Consider the following 22,634-nt stretch of genomic DNA (forward strand, 5'->3'; position numbering starts at 1 on the left):
GGTCCGGCCTTGCATAGGCATTCACAATCAGCTGACTGGTCTGGGCCGGTAAGGAAGGGTGGCTATACTCAGGCCGGACGTAGGTCCCCGGGAGGATGCAGCCGATCCGAGTGGAGTAGGCCAGTGCTGTGATCCCCTGGACAGACAAGAAGGAGGTTCCTGGCGGTGAAGACCGTGTTGGCCATCTTCAGGCGAGATCTCTGGCGGATACTGCGCAACCCCGTGGCCCTGGTGGTGACCATCGGCGTGGCCGTGCTCCCGTCCCTCTATGCCTGGTTCAATATCATGGCCCTCTGGGACCCCTATAGCAATGTCAGGAACCTTCCCGTGGCCGTCGTCAGCATAGATCGGGGAGCGCAATCCGCAGAGACGGGCAGGATCAACGCCGGCAGATCGGTCATCCAGGAGCTGCGCGGCAATAAAAGCCTGGGCTGGAAGTTCATGGACGATGATGAAAGGGCCATCGAAGAGGTCCACTCGGGCCAGTGCTACGCGGCCATCATCATTCCTGAACGGTTCAGCGCCGACCTGGTCGGCATCGTCGAGGGGGCCGGGAACAGGCCCGCTCTGAACTATTACGTCAATGAGAAGAAAAACGCCATCGCTCCCAAGGTGACCGACACCGGCGCCTCCACCATCGACCAGGAGATCAACGCGGTCTTCGTCTCGGCCGTCAGCGACGCCTTGGCCGGGAAGGTCCTGCAGACCGTCGGCGATGCCCAGGGCGCGGCCGAGCAGAGCCGCAGCCAGGTGGTGGGCGACCTGGGGGAAATTATCGACCAGCTGGATCGGACGGACGGCCAGCTTGACCGGATCGGTTCCACCATGGGCCAGGCCCGGCAGACCGTGGCCGGCTCCAGAAGCGACATCAAGGACCTGCAGAGTCAGATATCGGCCACCCAGGCCACACTGAACAGAGCTCAGAGCAGCATGGCCAAGACCCGCGACGACAGTCTTCGGTTCTCTTCTGCCCTGAACCAGGCCCTGGCGGACGGGTCAGTGCGGCTGTCCAGCGCGGTCACGGATGTGAATACAGTGGCAGGCGGGCTCACCGCCGACCTGAACGCCACCCAGGACAAGGTGGACCGGGTCAATTCCGGCTTGGGTCAGCTGGTCGATGCCAATGGGGAGGCTGTGGACCGGCTCCAGTCGGGTCTAGACCAGTCCGGGCTACATTCTGGGGATCCGGCCTATGAGAGCATCCAGCGGCAGATTGACGATCTGAAAAAGACCAACCAGAAGCAGAAGTCATCCCTTGATGCCTTCAAGAAGAACTCCTCGACGGCTCTGGACTCGGGCAGGCGGGCCGCATCAGACCTGAGCTCGGCCATGACCGACACCGGCGGCACAGGCATCAAGGCTCTGGCTGCGGCCAGCCAGAGCCTGGCTGGGACCACCATGCCCAACCTCCTTACCGGGCTGGATGCCCTCAATGCCTCCAACGGCTCTCTCCAAGGTGCCCTGAGCAACCTGGCCACCACGGCCGTCCAAACCGATGCCCTGCTGGATCAACTGGATTCCACCATCGGTCAGGCCCAGTCGACCCTGTCCACCACCAGGGCCTCCCTGGCCTCGGTCAGGTCCGACCTGGAGGGGGTTCGGACCGATGTGGCAGCCCTTGGGTCCTCGGCTGCTTGGAACCGGATGTCCCAGACCCTGGGGTTGAGCCCGGAATCCTTCGGAAAGGCCATGGCCTCGCCGGTGGAGCTGGCCTCGCACACGGTCTATCCGGTCAGCAACTACGGGTCATCCGTGGCGCCCTTCTATACCAATCTGGCTCTCTGGGTGGGTGGGTTCATCCTGATAGCCATCTACAAGCTGGAGGTCGACAAGGAGGGCATCCGCAAATGCACCGCCACCCAGGCTTACCTGGGTCGTTGGCTTCTGCTGGTCTTCGTCGGCTTCTTCCAGGCGCTGATCGCTACAGTGGGCGACCTGATGCTGGGCATCCAGTGCCGCCAACCCGCCCTGTTCGTCCTGGCCGGGGTCTTTGCCTCCTTCGTCTACATCAATATCATCTATGCCCTGGCCGCCTCTTTCAGGCACATCGGCAAGGCCTTGGCTGTGGTTCTGGTCATCCTGCAGATACCTGGGTCCTCGGGCATGTACCCGATTGAGATGATGCCCGACTTCTTCCGCAATCTGAACCCGTGGCTGCCCTTCACCTACGGAATCAACGCCATGCGTGAGACCATCGGCGGCATGTACGGCAACCACTATTGGCAGGACATGCTCCACATCTTCTGGTACCTGCCGGTGGCCCTCCTGATCGGACTGGTGGTGCGGCGGTACCTGCTCAACCTGAATGCCCTCTTCGACCGGCGGCTTGGTGCCACTGACCTGATGCTGACCGAGCAGAACCATTCAGCCGACCGCCGTCTGAGCCTGGGCAGCCTGGCCCGCTCCATCCTGGGCGAGGGCGACTACCGCGCCGTCATAAGGCGGCGTGCGCATCGCTTCCTGGCCCTCTATCCAACGCTGATCCGGGGTGGTCTGGTCCTGGTTCTGCTGCCAGTGCTCTTCCTCATCCTGTTGTTCAGCACCGAAGCCAAGATCGTCATGCTGATCGCCTGCATCGCTTCCATCGTCCTGATAGACGCCTACCTGATCATCGTCGAGTACATCTGCGACAGCTATGTTCGGCAGCTGGGCCTGACCGAGCGTCCCGGCATGGACTTCCTCACCCTGATTCGCCCGCGTCGGCAGGGTCCCTCGGCCATGACCAGGCTGACCACGGCCGTGCGCGAATCAGTCATGAGCCGCGATGAGGAGGACGCTCCCGAGGATGGTGATCGCCGATGAGGAACATCTGGAGGATCCTGCGCAAGGACCTGGCCGATGCCACCAGCAACGTCATCGCCATCATCGTCCTGATGGGCCTGATTATTGTCCCGGCCCTCTATGCCTGGTTCAACATCGCCGCCAGCTGGGACCCCTACAAGAACACCAAGGCCATCAAGGTGGCCGTGGCCAACACCGACAAGGGGTACAAGTCCGACCTGATTCCGGTCAGGATCAACGTGGGGGAGACGGTCACCAGCACCTTGCGGGCAAACGACCAGCTGGATTGGAGGTTCGTCAACCGCGACCAGGCCCTGGAGGGGGTGCGCTCAGGCGAGTACTATGCTGCCATCGTCATTCCCAAGGATTTCAGCGCGGACATGATGACCCTCTTCTCGCAGGACGTGAAGCATGCCAGCCTTGAGTACTACCTGAACGAAAAGAAAAACGCCATCGCCCCCCATGTCACTGAGCAGGGGGCCGACACCGTGGCCACAACCATCGACAAGACCTTCGTCAAGACCGTGGGCCAGGTGGGGATCGACCTGGCCAGCCAGGTTTTCACTTACTCCCAGAGCCCCCAGGTCCAGGATTATCTGGCCAGGGCGACCGGCCACATCGATCAGATGTCACAGCGGCTGACCACTGCCTCCAGTCAGGTGAATGCCTATGCGGGCCTTCTGGATTCCTCCGGAAAGATGATCGACGCCATCGGCAGGATTCTGGGTCGGTCTGACTCCGCCATGGCCGATGCCAGGAAGGCTCTGAACCAGGGAACCAAGGGGTCCAAGGATCTGGGCAAGTCCCTCTCCGGGTCGGCCCAGGCGGTCGACGTTGCCCTTGACCAGGCCTCGGGTGCCTATGACATCATCGGCTCTAAGATCGATGACGCTTTCGACAAGGTGGGCCAGCAGAGCGATGCTGTCAGCAGCCAGCTGAACTATCTGAGCGAGCGGATCAGAGACTCGGCGGCCGACTACGACGGGATGATCGCCAGTCTGGAGGATCTGCGCAGCACTGTGGAATCCGATGCCAATCTGACAGCTGACCAGCGCCAGGCCCTGCTGACCGCCATCGATCAGGCCCAGGCCGGAATGCGCACAGCCCAGGCGGCCCAACGTGACCTGGCCGACCGGATCAGCCAGGCTTCCCAGGCAGCCAAGGAGGGCAATGACAAGCTGGGCGGTCAGCGTCAGGATCTGAAGAACAGGATCGCTCAGGCCCGTGCCTCGGTGGATCAGGTCCGCACCCAGTACCGCAATGACCTGAAGCCTCGCCTGGACGACTTGGCTTCATCCATGGACACCGTGGTCACCTCGACCGATCGGCTGCTGACGGGTCTGGATGGAACCGTCAAGGGCGCCTCTGGGCTGACGGGCCCTATGACCAGGGATATCAGCCAGGCCAAGGACCAGCTGGGTGAGATCTCCCAGCGCCTGGAGCAGGCCTCCAAGCGGCTGACCGACCTAGGGGGACATCTGACCCAGGCTTCGCAGGGCAAAGATACGCAGGAGGTCAAGACTCTGCTGAGCGGGGATTCCGAAACCATGGCCGCCCTTCTGTCCTCACCGGTAGGCATCCATCGGCATGCGGTCTTCCCAGTCATGAACTACGGGTCGGCTATGACCCCCTTCTACACCATCCTCTCCATTTGGGTGGGTGCCACCATTCTGGCGGCCATGATGAAAGTGGCTCTGTCAGACAAGAAGAAAGCCTCCGTCCTGCACCTGGACTCCCTGCAGGATGCATGGAAGAGGGCCGATGACCTGGATGAGGATTCCGAGGGCCGCCGCTCCTGGGGAGACTTCCGCCCCGAGTCGCCAGGCAACGCCCGCCGCTTCGGCCTTCAGCTCTACCAGGAGTACTTCGGCAGATTCGCGGTCTTCGCCCTGATGGCCATCCTCCAGGGCTGCCTGATCGCTCTAGGAGACCTCTTCTACCTGAAGGTCCAGTGCGTCCATCCGCTGATGTTCGTGCTGGTGGCGGTCTTCGCCTCATTCGTCTTCATGAATCTGATCTATACCCTGGTCGTCTCCTTCGGGGACATCGGCAAGGCTATTGCCGTTATCCTCCTAGTCATGCAGGTGGCTGGCTCGGGCGGCACCTTCCCCATGGAGACCCTGCCTGGCTTCTTCCAGGGGGTTTACCCCTTCCTGCCCTTCGTCCATGCTATAGGAGCCATGCAGTCGGCCGTTGCCGGAGCCTACGGCCTGGAGTTCTGGCGGGAGATGGCCACCCTGGCCCTCTTCCTGGTGCCCTCGTTGCTGCTGGGGCTGGTCCTGCGCAAGCCCGTCATCCGCTTCAATGACTGGATCGTCAGAAACCTTGAGAGCACCCGGCTCATGTAGGGCGAGTCCGGCAGAAGGTGGTATAGGGTGAGAGCATGAGCGTCCAACTGGTTGAGGAACGCCGCTACGACCAAATCATGAAGGATCGTGTCCTTCCTGACCTGGCCTCCTGTCGCAGTGACGGATGGATGATCTCCCATGACGGCGGCGAGGACGGGGGAACCCTCCTGGACAAGGCCCATCTCAGCGGCGTGGACCCCTCCCGACTTCTGCATTACGTTTGCTATGACAGGACGCTGTTCCGCAAGGGTGCGGTGGAGTCCGGCTCAGCTCGTGTGCGCGGGGCCGCGATCATCTCCTTCGGTTTTTCGGAATTCGCCGACAAGTACCAGGAGATGGCCTGGTACTTCCTGATGCAGGGGTACTCCGTCTGCGTTCCCGAGCATTGGGGGCATGGTTTCTCTGGCCGCGGTGTGAACGATCCCAGCCTGATCTGGGTGGATCATTGGCAGCGGTATGTGGCGGATCTGGCCGCCTTCTGCTCCCAGGTGGGCCAGCAGTATGCCCAAGACGAGCCCATGGTGCTCTATGCCCATTCCATGGGCGGCGGCGTGGCTGCGCGGATGCTGGAAACCTTCCCCTCCCTCATCGACAAGGCGGTCCTGTCATCACCCATGATTGCGCCGCGGACCGGGTTCATGCCTTCGGTGGCCTGGACGGCAACAAACGCCGCCTGCATGATGGGCCGCTCGCGCAGCATGGTTCCGGGGTTTGGGCCATTCCGCCCCGAGCTGGACATGGGCAAGTACCCCAATGGCAGCCAGGCGCGGGTGGCCTGGGCCCATAAGTTGCGGGCCCAGGAACTGCACTACCAGACCAGTGCCGCCACCTTCGGCTGGGTCAGGGAGAGTCTGGAGATGAGCCGGGCCATACTGCGCCCCAACCGGTGCAGCCGAGTGGAGACCCCTCTGCTGCTTTTCCAGGCCCAGCCCGACCGGTTTGTGCTGCCGATGCCCCAGAACCGTTTTGTCGACCAGGTCCAGCAGGGCGGCTGCCAGGCTAAGCTGGTGCGCATCCCGGACAGCATGCACGAGCTCTACCAAATGCCGGACAAGGTCCTGAGGCCTTACTTGGAACGCATCTTCGACTTTTTCGACCAGCCTTGGCAGCTCGCTGACGACCGCTGATCAGATGCCAAACGTACGATCCTACTTGTTGAGCACCTTCTGCGGATCGGCGTCGAAGGTATCGACGCAGTTCTGCGAGCAGAAGTAGTAGGTCTTGCCCTGGTAGTCGCGCTTGGCTGCAGCTGTGTCGGGGTCGATGGACATGCCGCAGACCGGGTCGGTGACCTTCTCTGCCGCTGCCTGATCCTGCTGCATGTCGTCATGATGATGGAAGAGTCCCATCTCGTTTCCTTTCTCTTGGTTGTGTTCTTGGTGTGTGGAAATACTGAGGTCCCTGGTCAGGGCATCCATGTCGATTGGCTCGACCTCCTTGACCGGCCTGGCTTTTAGGGGCGTGTGCCGCAACCTGTTGGCGTTGAGCACCACCGACAGGGAGGAGAATGCCATGGCCGCCCCGGCGATCATAGGGTTGAGTAGAAGGCCGATGAAGGGGTAGAGCACCCCGGCGGCGATGGGGATGCCCAGCCCGTTGTATCCGAAGGCGAACCAGAGGTTCTGGTGAATGTTGCGCATGGTCGCAGCAGAGAGGTCAATGGCCTTGACGGCCGCGTTCAGGTCGCCCGAGACCAAGGTCACGTCGGCGGATTCGATGGCCACGTCCGTACCGGTGCCGATGGCCATGCCCAGGTCGGCCTGGGCCAGGGCCGGGGCGTCGTTGATGCCGTCGCCGATCATGGCCACCTTGTGCCCCTGAGCCTGAAGGGCCTTGACGATGCTCGCCTTGTCTTCAGGGTGGATCTGCGCAACCACCCGGGTGACACCCACCTGCCCCCCGACCTGTTCGGCAGTGCCCTGGTTGTCGCCAGTCAGCATGATGGTCTGGATGCCGCGCTCGTTCATGTCGTGGATGGCCTGCTCGGAGCCGGACTTGACCTGGTCGGTCACGGCCAGGACTCCGGCAAGCTCGCCGTCGATGGCCACGAAGATGGTCGTACGGCCCTGGCCCTCCCAGCCGCGGGCGGTGTCGAAGAGGGATTGCGCGCCTGCCTGGTCTGACGTTTCGCTTTCCAGCTCGATTCCCTTGTCCTCGAGCAGCTTGCGGTTGCCGACAAGGACATGCGAGGTGCCCTTGCATCCTTCGAAGGATCCGGAGGGGAAGGTTGCATCGATGCCTGCCCCGGTGACCGAATCGAAGTCCTTGACCGGGACCAGCTTTAGATTGCGGCCCTTGGCAGCCTGGACGATGGCCTGGGCCAGGGGGTGTTCTGAATCGCTCTCGGCGCTCGCGGCCGCTCTTATTAGCAGGTCCTCATCCATTCCCTGCACGCTCAGGGCATCAGCCAGTTCAGGCCTGCCTTGGGTGATGGTGCCGGTCTTGTCGAGGACGATGGTATCGATGTCATGCGCTCCCTGCAAGGCTTCCGCCGATCGGTAGAGCACTCCGGCACGGGCGCCGCGTCCGGTGCCGATCGTCACGGATAGCGGAGTGGCCAAGCCCAGGGCACAGGGGCAGGCGATGACTAGGACGGAGACCGCCGCCACGATTCCATATACTCCGCGTGGCATGGGGCCGAAGGCCCACCAGGCCACGAAGGTCCAGAGCGCCACAAGAATTACCCCGGGGATGAAGATGGACGATATTCGGTCGGCCAGCTTCTGGATGGGTGCCTTGGAGGTCTGAGCCGTCTTGACCAGCCGGATGATTTGGGCCAGAACCGTGTCCTGCCCTACCTGGGTGGCCCTGTAGCGCAGAGAACCTGTGCTGTTGACGGTGGCTCCGACGAGGGAATCGCCCTCCTGCTTGAGCACGGGCATGGGCTCGCCGGTCACCATGGATTCGTCCACAGAGGATGATCCCGAAATGACCTGACCATCCACCGGCAGCTTCTCGCCCGGATGGACCTGAATCACGTCTCCGACGGCCACATCATCGACGGCGATCTCCTGGGTGGCCTCCCTGCCGTCCTGGTCGGTCCTCACCACGGTGGCTGTCTTGGGCCTCAGTCCGACAAGGGCGCGGATGGCATCACCAGTGCCGCGCCGGGCCCGTGCCTCCAGGATCTGGCCGAGGATCATCAGCGTGATTATGGTGCCCACGGCCTCGTAGTAGGGTTCGCGGCTTCCCTCAGGCAGAAGTTGCGGGGCCACAGTGACCACCAGTGAGTACAGGAAGGCCGTGGCAGTGCCCAGGGCAACCAGGGAGTTCATCTCCGGTGCCCGGTGTGCCAGCGCCAGCCATCCGGTGCGGTGGATGGGCCAGCCCGAATAGAACATCACTGGCAGTATCAGGACCAGCTGGACCCAGGGGTTCATCAGAATGTGGGGCATGGGCAGGAACATGCCGAACATGGCCGGAATGAAGACCGGGAGCGTGAAGACCAGGGCTACGATGAATCGCCTGGTCAGATCGCGGATTTCTGCCGTACGCTCCTTATCCGCCTCGTCCTGGTCGCTGCCGCCATTGGCTTGAGCGGGCTTGGCGGATTCGGTCTGTGGTGAATGCTCGTCTTGCGACTGGCTGCTTCGTGCTTGTTCGGATTGTGCCTCGGCACTGACGGTCGTCGGTCCATCGGTGGCCCGGAGCATCCCGTGAAGCATGTTCATCCCACAGGCGAAGGGGTAGTCGCCGGCCTTGGGTGGGGTCAGCTGGACAGTCGAGGTTTGGAAGGCGGGCAGGGTCTTGTCGATGTTGAAATCGTTGAAGACCACGTGCGAGGAGCATTCCCCGCTCTCCTGGCGGTCGAAGACCAGCTTGACCGGTCGCCCGGCCTGAACCTGGATCAGCTGGGGGCTGTATCCGCCCTTGACTGTGATGTGGACGGTCTGGATGCCGCCCTCATCCTTGGCTTGGGTGGCCTTTCTGGGCGCGAAGAAGTACCAGATGATGCCCGCCGTGATGACCAGGGCTGCGACAAGGACCAGGATGCTGCTCATGTGGTCCACTATACCCCCCTGGGGTATACTGATAGTGGATTTCGAGACGGGTTTCATGGATTCGGGTCGGTCCCGGCTCCGCCATGCAGACCATGGGATGACTAGGAATGGAGTGGATCTTGCCCGGATATGCCAACGACAAAAAGCGGACCATCACCAGACTCCGGCGTGTCGAGGGTCAGGTCAGGGCCATTGAGCAAATGGTGGAGTCGGACGCCTATTGCATCGACGTCCTCACTCAGATCGCCGCCTCGACCAGCGCCCTGAAGTCAGTGGCCCTGACCCTGCTGGACGACCATATGAACCACTGTGTCCGCGAGGCTGCCGAAAAGGGAGGCGAGGAGGCCGACGAGAAGATGGAGGAAGCCTCTGAGGCCATCGCCCGCCTGGTCCGCTCTTGACGACCCTCGTCAGGCAGGCCTAATCCGCCCCGGAATAGCAGTCCATAAGCAATGAGTATAGGCATTCTTCCGGGAATCGCTGGATTTCCGTCTCTCTCCTGTTAGATTGAACCCCAACCCCGGGCCGTCCGGTCCTGGGGAGGAGAGATCGATGAGGGAGAGGCAATGTCGGAAACGAGTTGGGATTGGGCGGCCCTGATAGTGGTCGTCATTCTCTTTGCGGGGCTGGCCCTGCTGAGCAGGAAGACCAAGGTCAACTTCAGTTGGCGGGTCATCATAGCGACGGTGTTGGGAATCCTGGTGGGTGTGGGCTTCTCCGGTCACACGACCTATGCGGGAGCGTTCGGCAACGTCTGGTCCGAGGTCATTTCGGCCCTCGTGGTGCCCCTCCTGCTCTTCAGCATCATCGCCAGCATCAGCCGTATCGGCGGGTCTGGTCGGTTGAAGAACATCAGTCTGAAGACCATCGTTCTGCTCCTGGTCAACACCTTCACGGCAGCCGTGATCGCCCTGATTCTGGGGCTGCTCTTCCAGGTCGGCAAGGGGTTTAACCAGGCCCTGCCCAAGGGGGCCAAGCCCCACGAGGTGCCAGGAGTACTCGATACTCTGGTCGGTCTCTTCCCATCGAATCTGGCGGAAAACTGGGCCCAGAACCAGGTCATTCCTGTTGTGATCTTCGCCATCCTCCTGGCGGTCTCCTTGAACAAGGCCGCCTCGACCCCGCGCGGTGAGCAGAGTGTGGCCCCCTTCAAGGCTTTCGTGGAAGCGGGCAATGTAGTCCTGTCCAAGGCCACTCAAATCGTGATTGGCTTCACCCCCTATGCGGTCCTCTCGCTGATCGCCGCTGCCATCGGTCGCAGCAACCTGAAGAGCCTTCTGCCCCTGCTGGCTGTCCTCTTGGTGGCTTACCTGGGTCTGGCTATTCAGCTCTTCCTGGTCCAACCTCTGATCCTGGCCCTGGTCGGCCGGGTCAATCCTCTGCCCTTCTTTCGCTCTCTCTGGCCGGCGGGCGTGGTGGCCTTCACCTCCGAGAGCAGCATCGGCACCATTCCTGTCACAGTCCGTCAGTTGCGCTCTGCTGGTGTCCCCGAAGAGACGGCTTCCTTTGTGGCCAGTCTGGGAGCCAATCTGGGTATGCCCGGATGCGCTGGGCTCTGGCCTGTTCTTCTGGCGGTCTTCGCCATCAATGCTCAGGGGATCCCTTACTCCCCCCTGCGTTTCGCCCTCCTGATCGTCTTTGCTCTGGTGGTTTCCGTGGGAACGGTGGGCGTGCCCGGCACAGCCACAATCACCGCCACCTCTCTCTTCACGGCGGCTGGCCTGCCCGTACCCTTCATCGCTATCATGCAGCCTATTTCCCAGCTGGTTGATATGGGCCGCACGCTGGTAAACGTGGCTGGTGCCGCCAATACAGCAGTCATCGTGGCCAGGACCGAGAATGAGCTGGACCTCGATCTTTACCAGGGCCGCAAGGTCTTCGACGACCAGGACATCGAAGCAGGCGAGGAGACGCAACAGTCAGGCGACTAGGCCCGGATGCGTTCCATCCCTGCGCACATCAGCAGGAAGGCGCCCACCCCGTGCATGTCGTTGATGCTGGTGGGACGCTGGCAGTATTCCTCATAGCTGCCGGGGCCCGTTCCTACGCAGATGTCACCGATGACGAGGTCCTCTCCCTGCCACTCAAGGCTCTTTATGACCCCCTCATACCCCTTGTTGGCCGCTTTCAGATAGGCCTTGTCCAGAATGCCTTGGTCTACGGCCTTGCAGATGGCGGCCACGAAGAGACATGTGCAGGAGTTCTCGGGCCAGTTGCCCTCTCTGCCGACCTTGTCGAGAACCTGCCACCAACGGCCGTCCGGCCCCTGATGTCGGCAGACGGCGGTCAGCAGGTTGTGGACCAGGCTTCGCAGATCCTCGCGGCCCGGGTGGTCCTGCGGAATCTGGTCGAGTTCATTGACCACTGCCATAGGCACCCAGCCGATAGACCGCCCCCAGTATTCGGGCGAGAGGCCTGTTACGGGGTCGGCCCAGGGCTCCTTTCGATCGGGATCATAGGCGTGCCGCCAGAGCCCGGTTCCGGGTATGCGGGTTTTCTTCTGCATCAGGAGGGCCTGTCTGACGGCCTCGTCCACCAGATTCCTGCGTCCGAAGCGGGTGCCGTATTCCACCATGATGGGGCCGCCCATATAGAGCCCGTCCAGCCACATCTGCCGCGGTGCTCCATCGTTGTGCCAGAATCCGCCCTCGCCGTTCTTCGGATAGGCTTCAAGGTCGTCGGCCAACTGGTCCAGGGCGGTCTTGTACCGGGGGGATCTGAAATGGTCATAGAGAGGGAAGAGGAGGATGCCTGGCTGAATGTCGTCCAAGCATACGGGATCGTGGTTGAGCACGTGGCCCTGGCCATCCATGTTGGATTCGATCCAACCCCTTATGTACTCCAGATAGGATTCGTCATTGTTGATCAGGTAGGTTTGGTGCACCCCAGACAGGAGGACGCCCTGATGGTAGTGGAAATGGCGGATCGGCGGCAGGTCGGCCGGGTTCGGATACGTGCGGCGGAGTGTGTCGACCGCTGCCTGGGCATACTCGAGGGGTGTTGACGGGGTCTGAACCATGGTGCCTTCCTCGTTGATGGGCTGGTTTCATTGGATATCCTACTATTGTGCAGTCCGGCCGTCCCCCCTGGAATTTCGGTCCGGAATGCGGGGAAGACGAGGTTGAAAGCGCCTGCAACTTTCTTGTTGCAAAACTCTTCGCCTGATATTTTGAAGGCAATCCAGCGGCGGTGCCGTTTGGCCGTAGGTCTGCAGATGCGGCGTACTCTACGTAGTTTCCGCGAGCGCAACAGTCGGTGATAAGGAGGTCATCATGGCAGGGTTCTCCATGTCGAGATTCTCTCTGAATGGGAAGGTGGCCTTGGTGACTGGCGCCGTGTACGGAATCGGGTTTGCAATAGCCGCCGCCCTGCATGAAGCGGGCGCAACTATCGTTTTCAATGCTTCAAGGCGCTCATCGGTGGACAGGGGGACCCAGGCCTACAGGCAGGCAGGTATCCCAGCCCGGGGCTATGTCTGCGACGTGACCGATGAGGATGCCGTCACTGACATGGTCGGCCGGATTGACAGGGAGGTCGGCACCATCGATATTCTGGTCAACAATGCCGGCGTCATCAAGCGGATCCCCATGCTGAACATGACTGTCAAGGACTTCCGCAAGGTGGTGGATGTGGACCTCATCGGGCCTTTCATAGTTTCCAAAGCCGTCCTGCCGGGGATGATCGAGCAGGGGCAGGGGAAGATCATCAACATTTGTTCGATGATGAGCGAGCTGGGGCGGGAGACCGTTTCGGCCTATGCGGCCGCCAAGGGCGGATTGAAGATGTTGACCCGCAACATCTGTGCGGAATACGGCGGGGCCAATATTCAGTGCAATGCCATCGGACCTGGCTACATCGCCACCCCGCAGACCGCGCCTCTGCGTGAGCGTCGGCCCGATGGGTCCAGGCAACCCTTCGATCAGTTCATTGTTTCGAAGACCCCTGCAGCCCGATGGGGCGATCCCTCGGACCTTCAGGGTCCTGCAGTCTTTCTGGCCTCGTCGGCCTCGGACTTCGTCAACGGGCAGGTGCTGTATGTTGATGGCGGCATTCTGGCCTATATCGGCAAGCAGCCTCAGTAAGGACGGGAGCCAGAAGCTTCCGGGCTATCTGCCCGAGGGGATGCAGGGGTTCAGACGGGCGATGAAATCAATCAGTGATGAGTGAGAGTAGGCGGAATATGAAAGTAGCGTTGATCAACGAGAACTCGCAGGCCTCGAAGAACGCCCTGATTTTCGCGACCTTGAAGGAGGTCTGTGACCGGAAAGGGCTTCAGGCCTTCAACTATGGCATGTACGGCGAGGAGGGGGAGAGCCGGCTGACCTATGTGCAGAATGGCCTGCTGGCTTCGATCCTGCTCAACAGCAAGGCGGCTGGTTTTGTCATCAGCGGGTGCGGAACCGGTCAGGGGGCTATGACGGCTCTGAACAGTTTCCCTGGCGTGGTCTGCGGGTTGGCTGTGGATCCGACTGACGCCTACTTGTTCAGCCAGATCAATGGGGGCAATGCACTTTCCATTCCCTTCGCCAAGGGGTTTGGATGGGGAGCCGAGCTGAACCTAAAGCTGATTTTTGAGCGTCTCTTTGCCGAGCCAGCCGGTGGCGGCTACCCCAAGGAGCGTGCAGTGCCGGAGCGTTGCAACGCCGGAATTTTGCGTGATGTAAAGAATCAGATCTGCCGTTCGTTGCCGGAAGTGCTGGAGCGGATTGACCAGGGCTTCCTTAAAGAGACCATTTCCGGCGAGCATTTTGCAGAGTACTTCATGGCCAATGCAGAGGATGGAAAGATCAAGGAGATGATTGCTGCCCGCCTGTGAAGCCGCTTGGCCGGCCAAGATGCAACAAGACGCCGTCGACGGGGAAAGCTCCTTGTCGACGGCGTCTTGTTTCGTGCGAACGGAGGGAGTTGAACCCTCACGAGCATCAGCTCACTGCCACCTGAAGACAGCGCGTCTACCATTCCGCCACGTTCGCAGACATCTGGAAAGGTTAGCACGGTTGTCTGCGCGGCGCAATAATGGCGTGTTGGTTCAGCCCTTGGATCCGTGGGCGTAGAACCTGGTCAAGGTCTCCTTCTTGTACTCGTCGAAGTAGCCGCCGTCGATGGACTGGCGGATTTCGTCCAGCAGCCTCACGAAGAAGCGTTCGTTGTGGATGGTGGCCAGCGTGTAGCCGTTGAGCTCATGGGCTCGAAGCAGATGGTCGATGTAGGCCCGGGAGTAGTGGGTGCAGGTGTAGCAGTCGCAGTCCTCCTCGATGGGTCTGAAATCAGCCTTGAACTGGGCGCGCTTGATGTTCCAGCGGCCGCCACGGGTGAAGACGGCTCCGTTGCGGCCGCAACGGGCGGGGGATACGCAGTCGAAGGTGTCTCCGCCGTTCTCCACGCCGGCAAAGATGTCGTCCACAGCCGCGATGCCCAGCACGTGCCTGGGGCGGGGTTCGGGCATTTCGTCGCAGATCCAGGCGCAGGTCTGCCCCAGCAGCCGTTTCTCTATGGCGCCTCCGATGCCCACGCCGTCGAAGTCCAGGGAGGCGATCTGGCGGGCCGCGCGCCGTCGCAGATCCTCGTAGTTGGCCCCTTGCACCACGCCGAACAGGGCCTGGTAGGGCTTGCCGGTCCGCGTCTGGGTCAGCCTGCGATGCTCGTCCACGCAGCGTTTGGCCCAGCGGAAGGTGCGCTCCACCGACTGCTCCTGGTAGGTGCGGGTGTTCATCAGGGTGGTCAGCTCGTCAAAGGAGAACATGATGTCGGCTCCGATGCGGTGCTGGATGCCCATGGAGATTTCAGCCGAGAAGCGGTGCCGGTCGCCGTTGAGCGGGGATTTGAAGGTGACCCCGTCCTCGTCCACGAAGGCCAGGCGCTCCTTGCCTTCAGCGATCACCTGGTCTGACTTCATGCCGGTCACATCCATGGCCAGGGTCTTCTTGAATCCCGCCCCCAGCGAGAGGACTTGGAAGCCGCCCGAGTCGGTGTAGGTGGGGCCGTCCCAGTTCATGAACCGGGCCAGGCCTCCAGCTTGGTCCAGGATGTCAGGGCCGGGGCGTTCGAACAGGTGGAAGGCGTTGGCCAGAAGGACCTGGGCGCCCAGCTGCCGCATCTGCTCGGGCAAGACGGCCTTCATGGCCGCCTGGGTGGCCACGGGGATGAATGCGGGGGTGTGGATGTCTCCGTGAGGAGTGTGGATGATGCCGGTGCGGCCGTAGCGGCGGCCATTGCGTCCCAAGCCTTCCGGGCTGTCAGGCAGGCGGGTCAGGGTCTCGAATGAGAAAGCGGCACGGTCGCCGGGTCGGCCCGGTGCGGCTCCCAGCGGGTTGGTGATCAGGCTCATGGCTCCACTGTATCCAAGACATCCAACCGTCCCGCTGCCGCCCTGTGTATAGTCGATGTGACTTTCATCCAATGTCCAGACAACATTCAGCCTTTCGGCCCTAGACTTAGAAGCAATGCATGCGAGGATCCGCTTCGCCTGTTAGCCGGAAACAGCAAAAGCGCGGGCGACGGGGTAGATTGACAAGCGTGACCGAATAGCAGGCAGCGGCATCGATCCGAAGGAGCAGAAATGGCTGAAGAGCATAAGGCCGACCCTTGGAAGGGCGGCGATGACGGCCAGTCCTGGCAGCCAAGCCACATCGAGCGCGGGGCCGCCGATCAAGAGCAGGAGACGGGAACTTCCGCGGACCAGACCGGCTCTGCTCAGGTCCCCGCGCCAGAAGAAGGGGACCAGAGGCCCACGACACCTATTGCCATGCCTGGTGGCAATGCACGGCCCGCGACTACAGAAAATGCGTCGAATGACAGTAGCGGCACCGGGACCTCAGCCTCCGCCTCCGGTGGCTCGACTGCGGGGCAGGATGCGCAGACGCAGCAGCAGCCTTACTATCGGCCAGCGCCCGAGTATGGTGCTTATGCTCCCGCAGGCTCGCGTCCACCTGCCAACAATCAGGGTCAGCAGCAGTCCAACCAGCAGTCCAACCAGGGGTATGGCTCTGGTCCTCGGCAGGGCTTCTTCGGACAATATGGACAGCCAGGCCAGTTCGGTCAGAATGGCCAGCCTCGCCAGAATGCCAGTCAGAACCCCCAGGGTGGCCGACCCGCCAGCCAGGGGCCCTTCGTGCCCTTCGGAACTGGCGGCCCCAACGGTCGGCCCGGTCCTGCCAACAATGCCGGCAGCAGCATGAGCGGCACGGGCAAGTATGTCTTTACCGCCGTGGTGGCCGCCCTGGTGGCCGCAGCCCTCATGCTGGGCCTGGGCTGGGCGGCTCTGTCCAACGGGTGGATCACCCTGCCCTCGTCCTCCTCGCTCAGCGGGGTCTCCTCTAACTCCTCGGGCCAGGGCACGGCCAAGGTCGAGGGCAGGCAGGCTCCTGACTGGCAGGGCATCAGCAAGCAGGTCTCCGAGTCCGTGGTCTCCATCCAGGTGCAGACCAAGAGCGGGGTCGGGGCCGGATCGGGCGCGGTCTTCGACACCCAGGGCCATGTGGTCACCAACAACCACGTGGTCGATGGCGCCCAGGAGATCCATGTCACCCTCTCCAACGGGCAGATGTACACGGCCAAGGTTGTCGGTACCGACACCACAGCCGATCTGGCCATCCTCAGCCTGGATCAGGCGCCTTCCGACCTGAAGCCAGTGAAGTTCGCCGACTCCGAAAAGCTGGCCGTGGGCGAGAACGTCATGGCCATTGGCAACCCCCTGGGCTACGAGAATACGGCCACCACTGGCATCGTCTCGGCTCTGAACCGCCCGGTCTCGGTCATGGACGAGAGCAATAACAACCCCATCGTGACCAACGCGGTCCAGCTGGATGCGGCCATCAACCCCGGCAACTCGGGCGGCCCCACTTTCAACGCGGCCGGTGAGGTCATCGGGATCAACTCCTCCATTGCCTCCATGGCCTCCTCCAAGTCTGAGGCAGGGTCCATCGGCATCGGATTCGCCATCCCATCCAACCTGGTCAAGCGGATTGCCGATGAAATCATCAAGGACGGCAAGGCCAAGCACGTCTCCCTGGGGGTCACCATCCAGAGCAGCACAGCCCAGGCCGACGGGGTCACCCGCGGCGGCGCCAAGGTCACCAATGTGGTTTCAGGTTCCCCGGCGGACAAGGCCGGCATCAAGGTCGGCGACACCATCGTGGCCTTCAATGGCCATGCCGTCAACAACAACTACTCCCTGCTGGGCTTCGTCAGGGCTGCCGCTTTCGGTGACTCGGTCAAGATCACCGTGGTGCGCGACGGCAAGACCGCCGAGGTGAATGCCACGCTTGACAGCGAGGAGCAGAACGTCCAGGGCAAGCCCAGGACCAACAGGAAGAACTCGGACGGCAGTGGCCAGGACGGTGGCTCCGACCAGGGCGGTTCGGGCGATGACGATGACTCCATGGATCCCTTCCGCTTCTTCTTCGGGCAGTGATCCGGGACTGAACCCAGGGGGCCGCACCCGTCACACGGCGGGTGCGGCCCCCTGTCGTTTCCGCCATCCATCACTGGCTCTGGCGCGGTATAGGCTTGATGTGCAAGAGGACAAGAGAGCTGTAATCCGGCTGCGGTCGACGGATCGACAAGTCCGGATCGGGGAAGTGGTCATGTCAAGAATTCTGCGTTTCGCCAAGAAGGTCCCCATGCTTTGGGTGGTTCTGGCCTGCGGACTGGCCATGGGCCTGCTCTGGCACCCCTATCGCCAGGCTGCCCAATGGCTGGTCGCCGTCCTGGTGGCCGTCTCGCTGGTTGACACCCTCAAGGGGATGATCGATGACGTGCGTCAGGGCCACGTGGGCGTGGACATCCTGGCCGTGGTAGCCATCCTCTCCACGCTCGCCGTTCGGCAATACTGGGCCAGTTGGGCTGTGGTCCTCATGCTCTATTCCGGTGACGCCATCGAACAGTACGCCGGGAACAAGGCGCAGAACAACATGACCGTCTTGGTCCAGGCCGCCCCCCAGGTGGCCCACGTGGTCCAGGCAGATCTGCCGGAGGGGGAGCATACCCTTCCCAAAGAGAGCGACTGGAGCACGGTGGATGTCGATAAGGTCCGTCTGAACGACCTCCTGGTGGTCAAGCCGGGCGAGACCGTGCCCGTAGATGGCGAGCTGATCAGTCCCGCCGCCACCCTGGACATGTCCACCATCAATGGCGAACCCATGCCCCGCAGGCTCTACCAGGATGCCCAGGTCATGTCCGGGGCGGTCAATGGTTCGGGCACCTTCCTGATGCGGGCCCGGCAGCTGGCCCGGGATTCCCAGTACCAGCGAATCCTCAACCTGGTGCGCTCCGCCCAGAACTCGCGTGCTGCAGTCGTCAGAACAGCCGATCTGATGGCGGTGCCCTTCACTGTAGTGGCCTTCATCATCGCCTGCGTGGCCTGGATCATCTCCGGAGCGCCGACCCGGTTCGCCCAGGTTCTGGTCCTGGCCACCCCCTGCCCTCTGTTGATCGCCGCTCCTGTGGCCTACATGGCCGGGACGGGAAGGCTGGCCAAGGCGGGGCTGCTGATCAAGACCCAGGACGTGATTGAGAATCTGGGCCGGGTTTCGCACATTTTCTTCGATAAGACCGGCACGCTGACCGTCAGACGTCCCCAAGTGGTTCGAATCGATCTGCCTGACGGTGAGGGGCAGGAGGTCGATACGGACCGGATTCTGGCTATGGCGGGCGCTGTGGAGTCCTACTCGGTTCACATCCTGGCTAACGGGATTGCCGAGGCCGGGGCCGCAGTCCAGGAGCGTTTGCGTGCACAGAGCAGCGGTGAGGTCCATCTGCATGCGCGGGAGGTTCAGGAGGACTCTGGCAATGGGGTCCAGGGTTTGGTTGACGGCCATCAGGTCAAGGTGGGCAGGGCCGAATTCGTGGCTGGCGAGCAACCAAGCGATTCATTCGGCCCCCTGGCTCCTGACGAGATGGCCTCCTACATCGCTATAGACGGGGCCTTGGCCGCGCGAGTCGTCATGAAGGACGTGCCCAGGTCGGATGCCGCTCAGACCATCGCTCGGCTGCGGGAGCTGGGGATTACCCGCCTATCCATGGTCACTGGAGACAAGGAGGCCTCGGCCCGGATCATCGCCGACCAAGTGGGGATCACCGACGTGCATGCTGGCCTTTTCCCTGAGGACAAGGCCGATCTGATCGCCAAGGCCGCCAGGGAGGAGCCCAACCGGCAGCCCCTCTGGGACATCTGGCTGTCCAAGTTCCTAGGTGAATCGGTGACTAAATCCATCACCATGATGGTGGGGGACGGGGTCAACGATGCCCCGGTCCTGGCTGCCGCCGACGTGGGCATGGCCATCACCGACGGGACCACCACGGCCGCCTCCGAATCCGCCCAGGCCGTGATCATGAACGACGACATCGCCTGCCTGCCCAGGTCGATCACCATCGCCCGCAGGACCAAGCGGGTCATGCTCCAGGCGGTCATGCTGGGGCTGACCCTGGCCACGGTGGGCATGCTCTGCGCCGCCTTCGACCTGATCCCGGTGGTTGTCGGCGCCTTTACGCAGGAGGCCATCGACGTGGTTTCCATCCTCTGGGCCTTGACTGCCCTGATAGACCGGGGCTGAGGCCATTTCATGACGCTTGGTGAAAGTCCCGGGGATGGAGCCCGGCCAGCTCTGTTCCCGACCGTTGCTTTGCGTTAGGCTGGCAAACATGAGCGATAATAATGCCAACGATTCCACCATGCCTGCGTCGGCCAGCGACGAGGGAGCCGGCTCCCCGCTGCGCGTAGCCGTCATAGGCGCCGGGCCTGCAGGGGTCTATGCCTCCGATATCCTGTTGCGGCAGCTTCGGGAGAAGGGTGCAGGATTGGGCCTGGGCGACCGGGCCCGGATCGATCTGTTTGAGAAGCTGCCCGTTCCCTTCGGCCTGGTCCGTTATGGAGTAGCCCCGGACCATCCCAGCATCAAGTACATTGCAGGCGCCTTGGAGAAGACGCTGGACAACCCTGAGATTCACCTCTATGCGGATGTGGAGTTCGGCAGAGACATTAACCTGGATGATCTGCTTCAACGCTACGATGTGGTCCTCTTCGCCACCGGCGCCGTGGACGACCGCCCATTGGAGATCGCCGGCCATGAACTTGATGGCGTTCACGGGGCCGCCCACTTCGTCGAGTGGTATGACGGCTATCCCGACGCTGACCAGGATTGGCCCCTGGATGCCAAGCAGGTGGCCGTCATCGGTGGCGGGAACGTGGCCATGGATGTGTCCAGAATCCTGATGCGCCGGGCCGACGACCTTCTGGGCACCGACATCCCCGACAATGTCTACAAGGGGATTCAGGGCAACCAGGCCCGCGAGCTGCACATGTTCATCCGTCGCGGGCCGGCCCAGGCCAAGTTCTCGGTCCAGGAGCTGCGCGAACTGGAGAAGCTGCCCGGGGTGCAAATCGTCCTCGACGAGGAGGACTTCGACCTGGATCAGGAAACAATCGATCGGGCCGGTGCCGACAAGCTGACCCGGCAGATGCTGGAGGAGCTCTTCACCATCAGGGAGATGGCCGAGGACATGGCTGAGGACGGCGGAGTCGACTTCGAGGGCAATCCTGCCGATCGCCGTTTCTATATGCACTTCTACCGGATGCCTGCCGCAATCATCGGCCAGGATGGCACAGTGACCGGCATTCGCGTGGAGAAGACCAGGGTCACGCCCGAGGGCACCATGGAGGAGACCGGCCAGTACGAGGAGTACCCGGTTCAGGCCGTCTACCACGCCATCGGCTACAAGCCTGCCGAAGTTCCTGGCATTCCATACGATTTCTCCGGCTACACCCTCTCCAACGTCCACGGCCGGGTGACCACTGCTCCCGAGGGGCAGGGCGGCCGGTCCATCGACCGTCTCTACGCCACGGGCTGGGCCAAGAGGGGGCCCGTGGGTCTGATCGGATCCACCAAGTCCGATGCCCTGGAGACCATCGGCAACATGCTGGATGACCTGGCTGCCAGCCCGGATCATGGCCGCTTCGCCCAGGACCGGGACGACGATTCGATTGACCGCTTCCTGGCGGACAAGGGCATCCAGCCTATCGACTTCGCCGGCTGGAAGCGGGTGGATGCTTATGAGCGGGCCGAGGGCGCCAAGGTCGGCCGTGAGCACATCAAGGTCACCGACCCCGACCAGCTCCGCCAGCTTGCCCACGGCGAGTAAGCGAGCGGTCCTGGGTCGGCAGCGGCAGAATTTGGATGAGGTTCATGAATCCTCGTCCAAATCCTGTTTTCTTGGTCGGCACCACGGGGAGGGCATCTCGTAGAGTATTCAATCGCCTATACGGTTGAATCGTCCCTTTGCATTCGTTATCTTAAGGAGTGTGCCGGTTAAGCGTTGACGAACACACTCTAGATTCTCTAGTCCATGAAGTGGAACCATGCAGGTGAGTGGACAGCCAGGAGGCTGAACGATGAGGATAGCTGTCGTCTTTGGTGGGACCAGTACCGAACGCGAGGTATCGGTCGCTTCGGCTATTGAAGTCATTCGTGCGCTCCGTGAACGAGGCCACGAGGTCGTCGCCGTTGACAGTGCCCGCGGCAGATTGAGTTTGGAGGAGGAAGGCAGGCTGGCCCTTTCTTCATCGGCATCGACTTCCATCCAGAATCATCCAGGCGCCAAACAGCTTGAGACATTGAAACGTGCACATTCTGAGGTGAATCTTTCGTCGGCTGTCCTGGACTGCGATTTGGTCTTCCTGGCCCTACACGGTGGCTCTGGTGAGAACGGTCAGATCCAGGCCCTTTTAGAATTGGCTCAGATTCCGTTCACTGGGTCGGGAAGCACAGCAAGTAGCCTGGCCATGGATAAGGAGTTCTCGAAGAGGGTGGCTGGAAGTGCGGGCATCCTCACGCCTGAATGGTTGACGGGCTCCGTCGACGCGACTGAGGTTGAGGATCGTCTGGGCTGGCCAGTAGTAGTCAAACCGGATGCCGAAGGTTCCAGTATCGGCCTGAGTATTGTGGACAATCCTGATGGTCTGCCTGCTGCCATTCAGGAGGCGGCTGCCTATGGCCAGGTCATCATAGAGCGTTTCATCACAGGCAGGGAGTTCACTGTCAGTGTTATCGACGACTCTGCGCTTCCAGTCGGTGAAATCGTCAAACCGGATGGGCGGGTCTTTGACTATGCCTCAAAGTACCAGAAGGACGGGGTGGATGAGATCTTCCCGGCCCGAATACCTGCAAGCTTGGCTGAACGGCTCCAAGAGGGAGCCGAGACTATTCACCGGGTTTTCAAACTGAGCGGTTACAGCCGCAGTGACTTCATTGTGGATGAAGAAGAACAGATCTGGTTCATGGAGGCCAACACTTTGCCCGGTCTGACGCGGTCCAGCCTCCTGCCCAAGGCAGCAGCTGCAGCTGGTATAAGTTTTGGCGATCTATGCGAACGGATCTGTCAGCTGGCTCTGGCTAAGGAATAAATCGCTCTTTGGCTCATGAAACTGCTCCGTCAAGCTTCTCCCGGGGTATGTGTTTCTGGGTCTGACGTGTATGAAACCCGTGGGACGTACAGGCTTCGTTCAGCA

Annotated in this window: 14 protein-coding genes and 1 tRNA gene; 11 read left to right on the forward strand and 4 right to left on the reverse strand. The window is 61.8% G+C overall.

Annotated elements, in window-relative coordinates; translation table 11 throughout:
- Positions 1–165 precede the first annotated feature (165 nt).
- The 3 genes from J3T95_RS08260 to J3T95_RS08270 are packed head-to-tail and all read left to right on the forward strand — an operon-like array spanning position 166 to position 6,256.
- Positions 166–2,802 (forward strand): YhgE/Pip domain-containing protein, encoded by a 2,637-nt coding sequence (locus J3T95_RS08260; protein ID WP_267451082.1) that lies wholly within the window; start codon positions 166–168, stop codon positions 2,800–2,802.
- Positions 2,799–5,129 (forward strand): YhgE/Pip domain-containing protein, encoded by a 2,331-nt coding sequence (locus tag J3T95_RS08265; protein ID WP_267451083.1) that lies wholly within the window; start codon positions 2,799–2,801, stop codon positions 5,127–5,129. The genes J3T95_RS08260 and J3T95_RS08265 overlap by 4 nt, the downstream gene beginning before the upstream one ends.
- A gap of 35 nt (positions 5,130–5,164) precedes the next feature.
- A complete protein-coding gene (locus J3T95_RS08270) occupies positions 5,165–6,256 on the forward strand; it encodes an alpha/beta fold hydrolase (RefSeq protein WP_220236632.1) in 1,092 nt (363 codons plus the stop codon).
- A gap of 21 nt (positions 6,257–6,277) precedes the next feature.
- Here the strand turns inward: J3T95_RS08270 and J3T95_RS08275 are convergent, their stop codons facing one another.
- Positions 6,278–9,130, reverse strand: coding sequence for a heavy metal translocating P-type ATPase (locus J3T95_RS08275; RefSeq protein ID WP_267451084.1), 2,853 nt, complete (start codon positions 9,128–9,130; stop codon positions 6,278–6,280).
- 119 nt (positions 9,131–9,249) lie between these two features.
- Between J3T95_RS08275 and J3T95_RS08280 the strand changes: the two genes are divergently transcribed.
- Complete coding sequence (locus J3T95_RS08280) at positions 9,250–9,531, forward strand: metal-sensitive transcriptional regulator (protein WP_267451085.1); 282 nt, start codon at positions 9,250–9,252, stop codon at positions 9,529–9,531.
- A 165-nt stretch (positions 9,532–9,696) separates the two neighbouring features.
- Positions 9,697–11,061, forward strand: a complete 1,365-nt coding sequence (locus tag J3T95_RS08285) for a dicarboxylate/amino acid:cation symporter (RefSeq protein ID WP_267451086.1) — start codon at positions 9,697–9,699, stop codon at positions 11,059–11,061.
- On the opposite strand, the gene J3T95_RS08290 is transcribed toward J3T95_RS08285, so the two are convergent.
- Positions 11,058–12,149 carry a glycoside hydrolase family 88/105 protein gene (locus J3T95_RS08290; protein ID WP_267451087.1) on the reverse strand — a complete coding sequence of 364 codons (1,092 nt, stop codon included), beginning with the start codon at positions 12,147–12,149 and terminating at the stop codon, positions 11,058–11,060. The two genes, J3T95_RS08285 and J3T95_RS08290, sit on opposite strands and share 4 nt — an antisense overlap.
- A 253-nt stretch (positions 12,150–12,402) precedes the next feature.
- Here J3T95_RS08290 and J3T95_RS08295 point away from each other — a divergent pair, with 253 nt between their 5' ends.
- Together J3T95_RS08295 and J3T95_RS08300 are read left to right on the forward strand one after the other, a co-directional pair.
- Positions 12,403–13,212, forward strand: coding sequence for a gluconate 5-dehydrogenase (locus J3T95_RS08295; protein WP_258561509.1), 810 nt, complete (start codon positions 12,403–12,405; stop codon positions 13,210–13,212).
- Between the two features lie 98 nt (positions 13,213–13,310).
- Positions 13,311–13,946, forward strand: coding sequence for an RpiB/LacA/LacB family sugar-phosphate isomerase (locus J3T95_RS08300; RefSeq protein WP_267451088.1), 636 nt, complete (start codon positions 13,311–13,313; stop codon positions 13,944–13,946).
- Between the two features lie 74 nt (positions 13,947–14,020).
- On the opposite strand, the gene J3T95_RS08305 is transcribed toward J3T95_RS08300, so the two are convergent.
- Together J3T95_RS08305 and tgt are read right to left on the reverse strand one after the other, a co-directional pair.
- Positions 14,021–14,103 (reverse strand) — tRNA-Leu (locus J3T95_RS08305).
- Between the two features lie 56 nt (positions 14,104–14,159).
- Positions 14,160–15,458 (reverse strand): tRNA guanosine(34) transglycosylase Tgt, encoded by a 1,299-nt coding sequence (gene tgt / locus J3T95_RS08310; RefSeq protein ID WP_267451089.1) that lies wholly within the window; start codon positions 15,456–15,458, stop codon positions 14,160–14,162.
- Between the two features lie 231 nt (positions 15,459–15,689).
- Between tgt and J3T95_RS08315 the strand changes: the two genes are divergently transcribed.
- The 4 genes from J3T95_RS08315 (at position 15,690) to J3T95_RS08330 (ending at position 22,529) form a co-directional block, all read left to right on the forward strand.
- Positions 15,690–17,543: a S1C family serine protease gene (locus J3T95_RS08315; RefSeq protein WP_267451090.1), complete on the forward strand. Its 1,854-nt coding sequence runs from the start codon at positions 15,690–15,692 to the stop codon at positions 17,541–17,543.
- 172 nt (positions 17,544–17,715) lie between these two features.
- A complete protein-coding gene (locus J3T95_RS08320; RefSeq protein WP_267451091.1) occupies positions 17,716–19,683 on the forward strand; it encodes a heavy metal translocating P-type ATPase in 1,968 nt (655 codons plus the stop codon).
- Between the two features lie 118 nt (positions 19,684–19,801).
- Positions 19,802–21,268, forward strand: coding sequence for an FAD-dependent oxidoreductase (locus J3T95_RS08325; protein ID WP_267451107.1), 1,467 nt, complete (start codon positions 19,802–19,804; stop codon positions 21,266–21,268).
- 250 nt (positions 21,269–21,518) lie between these two features.
- On the forward strand, positions 21,519–22,529 hold the full coding sequence (locus J3T95_RS08330; RefSeq protein ID WP_267451092.1) for a D-alanine--D-alanine ligase family protein: 1,011 nt from the start codon (positions 21,519–21,521) through the stop codon (positions 22,527–22,529).
- Positions 22,530–22,634: the final 105 nt, after the last annotated feature.

The sequence above is a fragment of the Bifidobacterium sp. B4079 genome (genome assembly GCF_026537385.1).
GTDB lineage: Bacteria > Actinomycetota > Actinomycetes > Actinomycetales > Bifidobacteriaceae > Bombiscardovia > Bombiscardovia asteroides_I.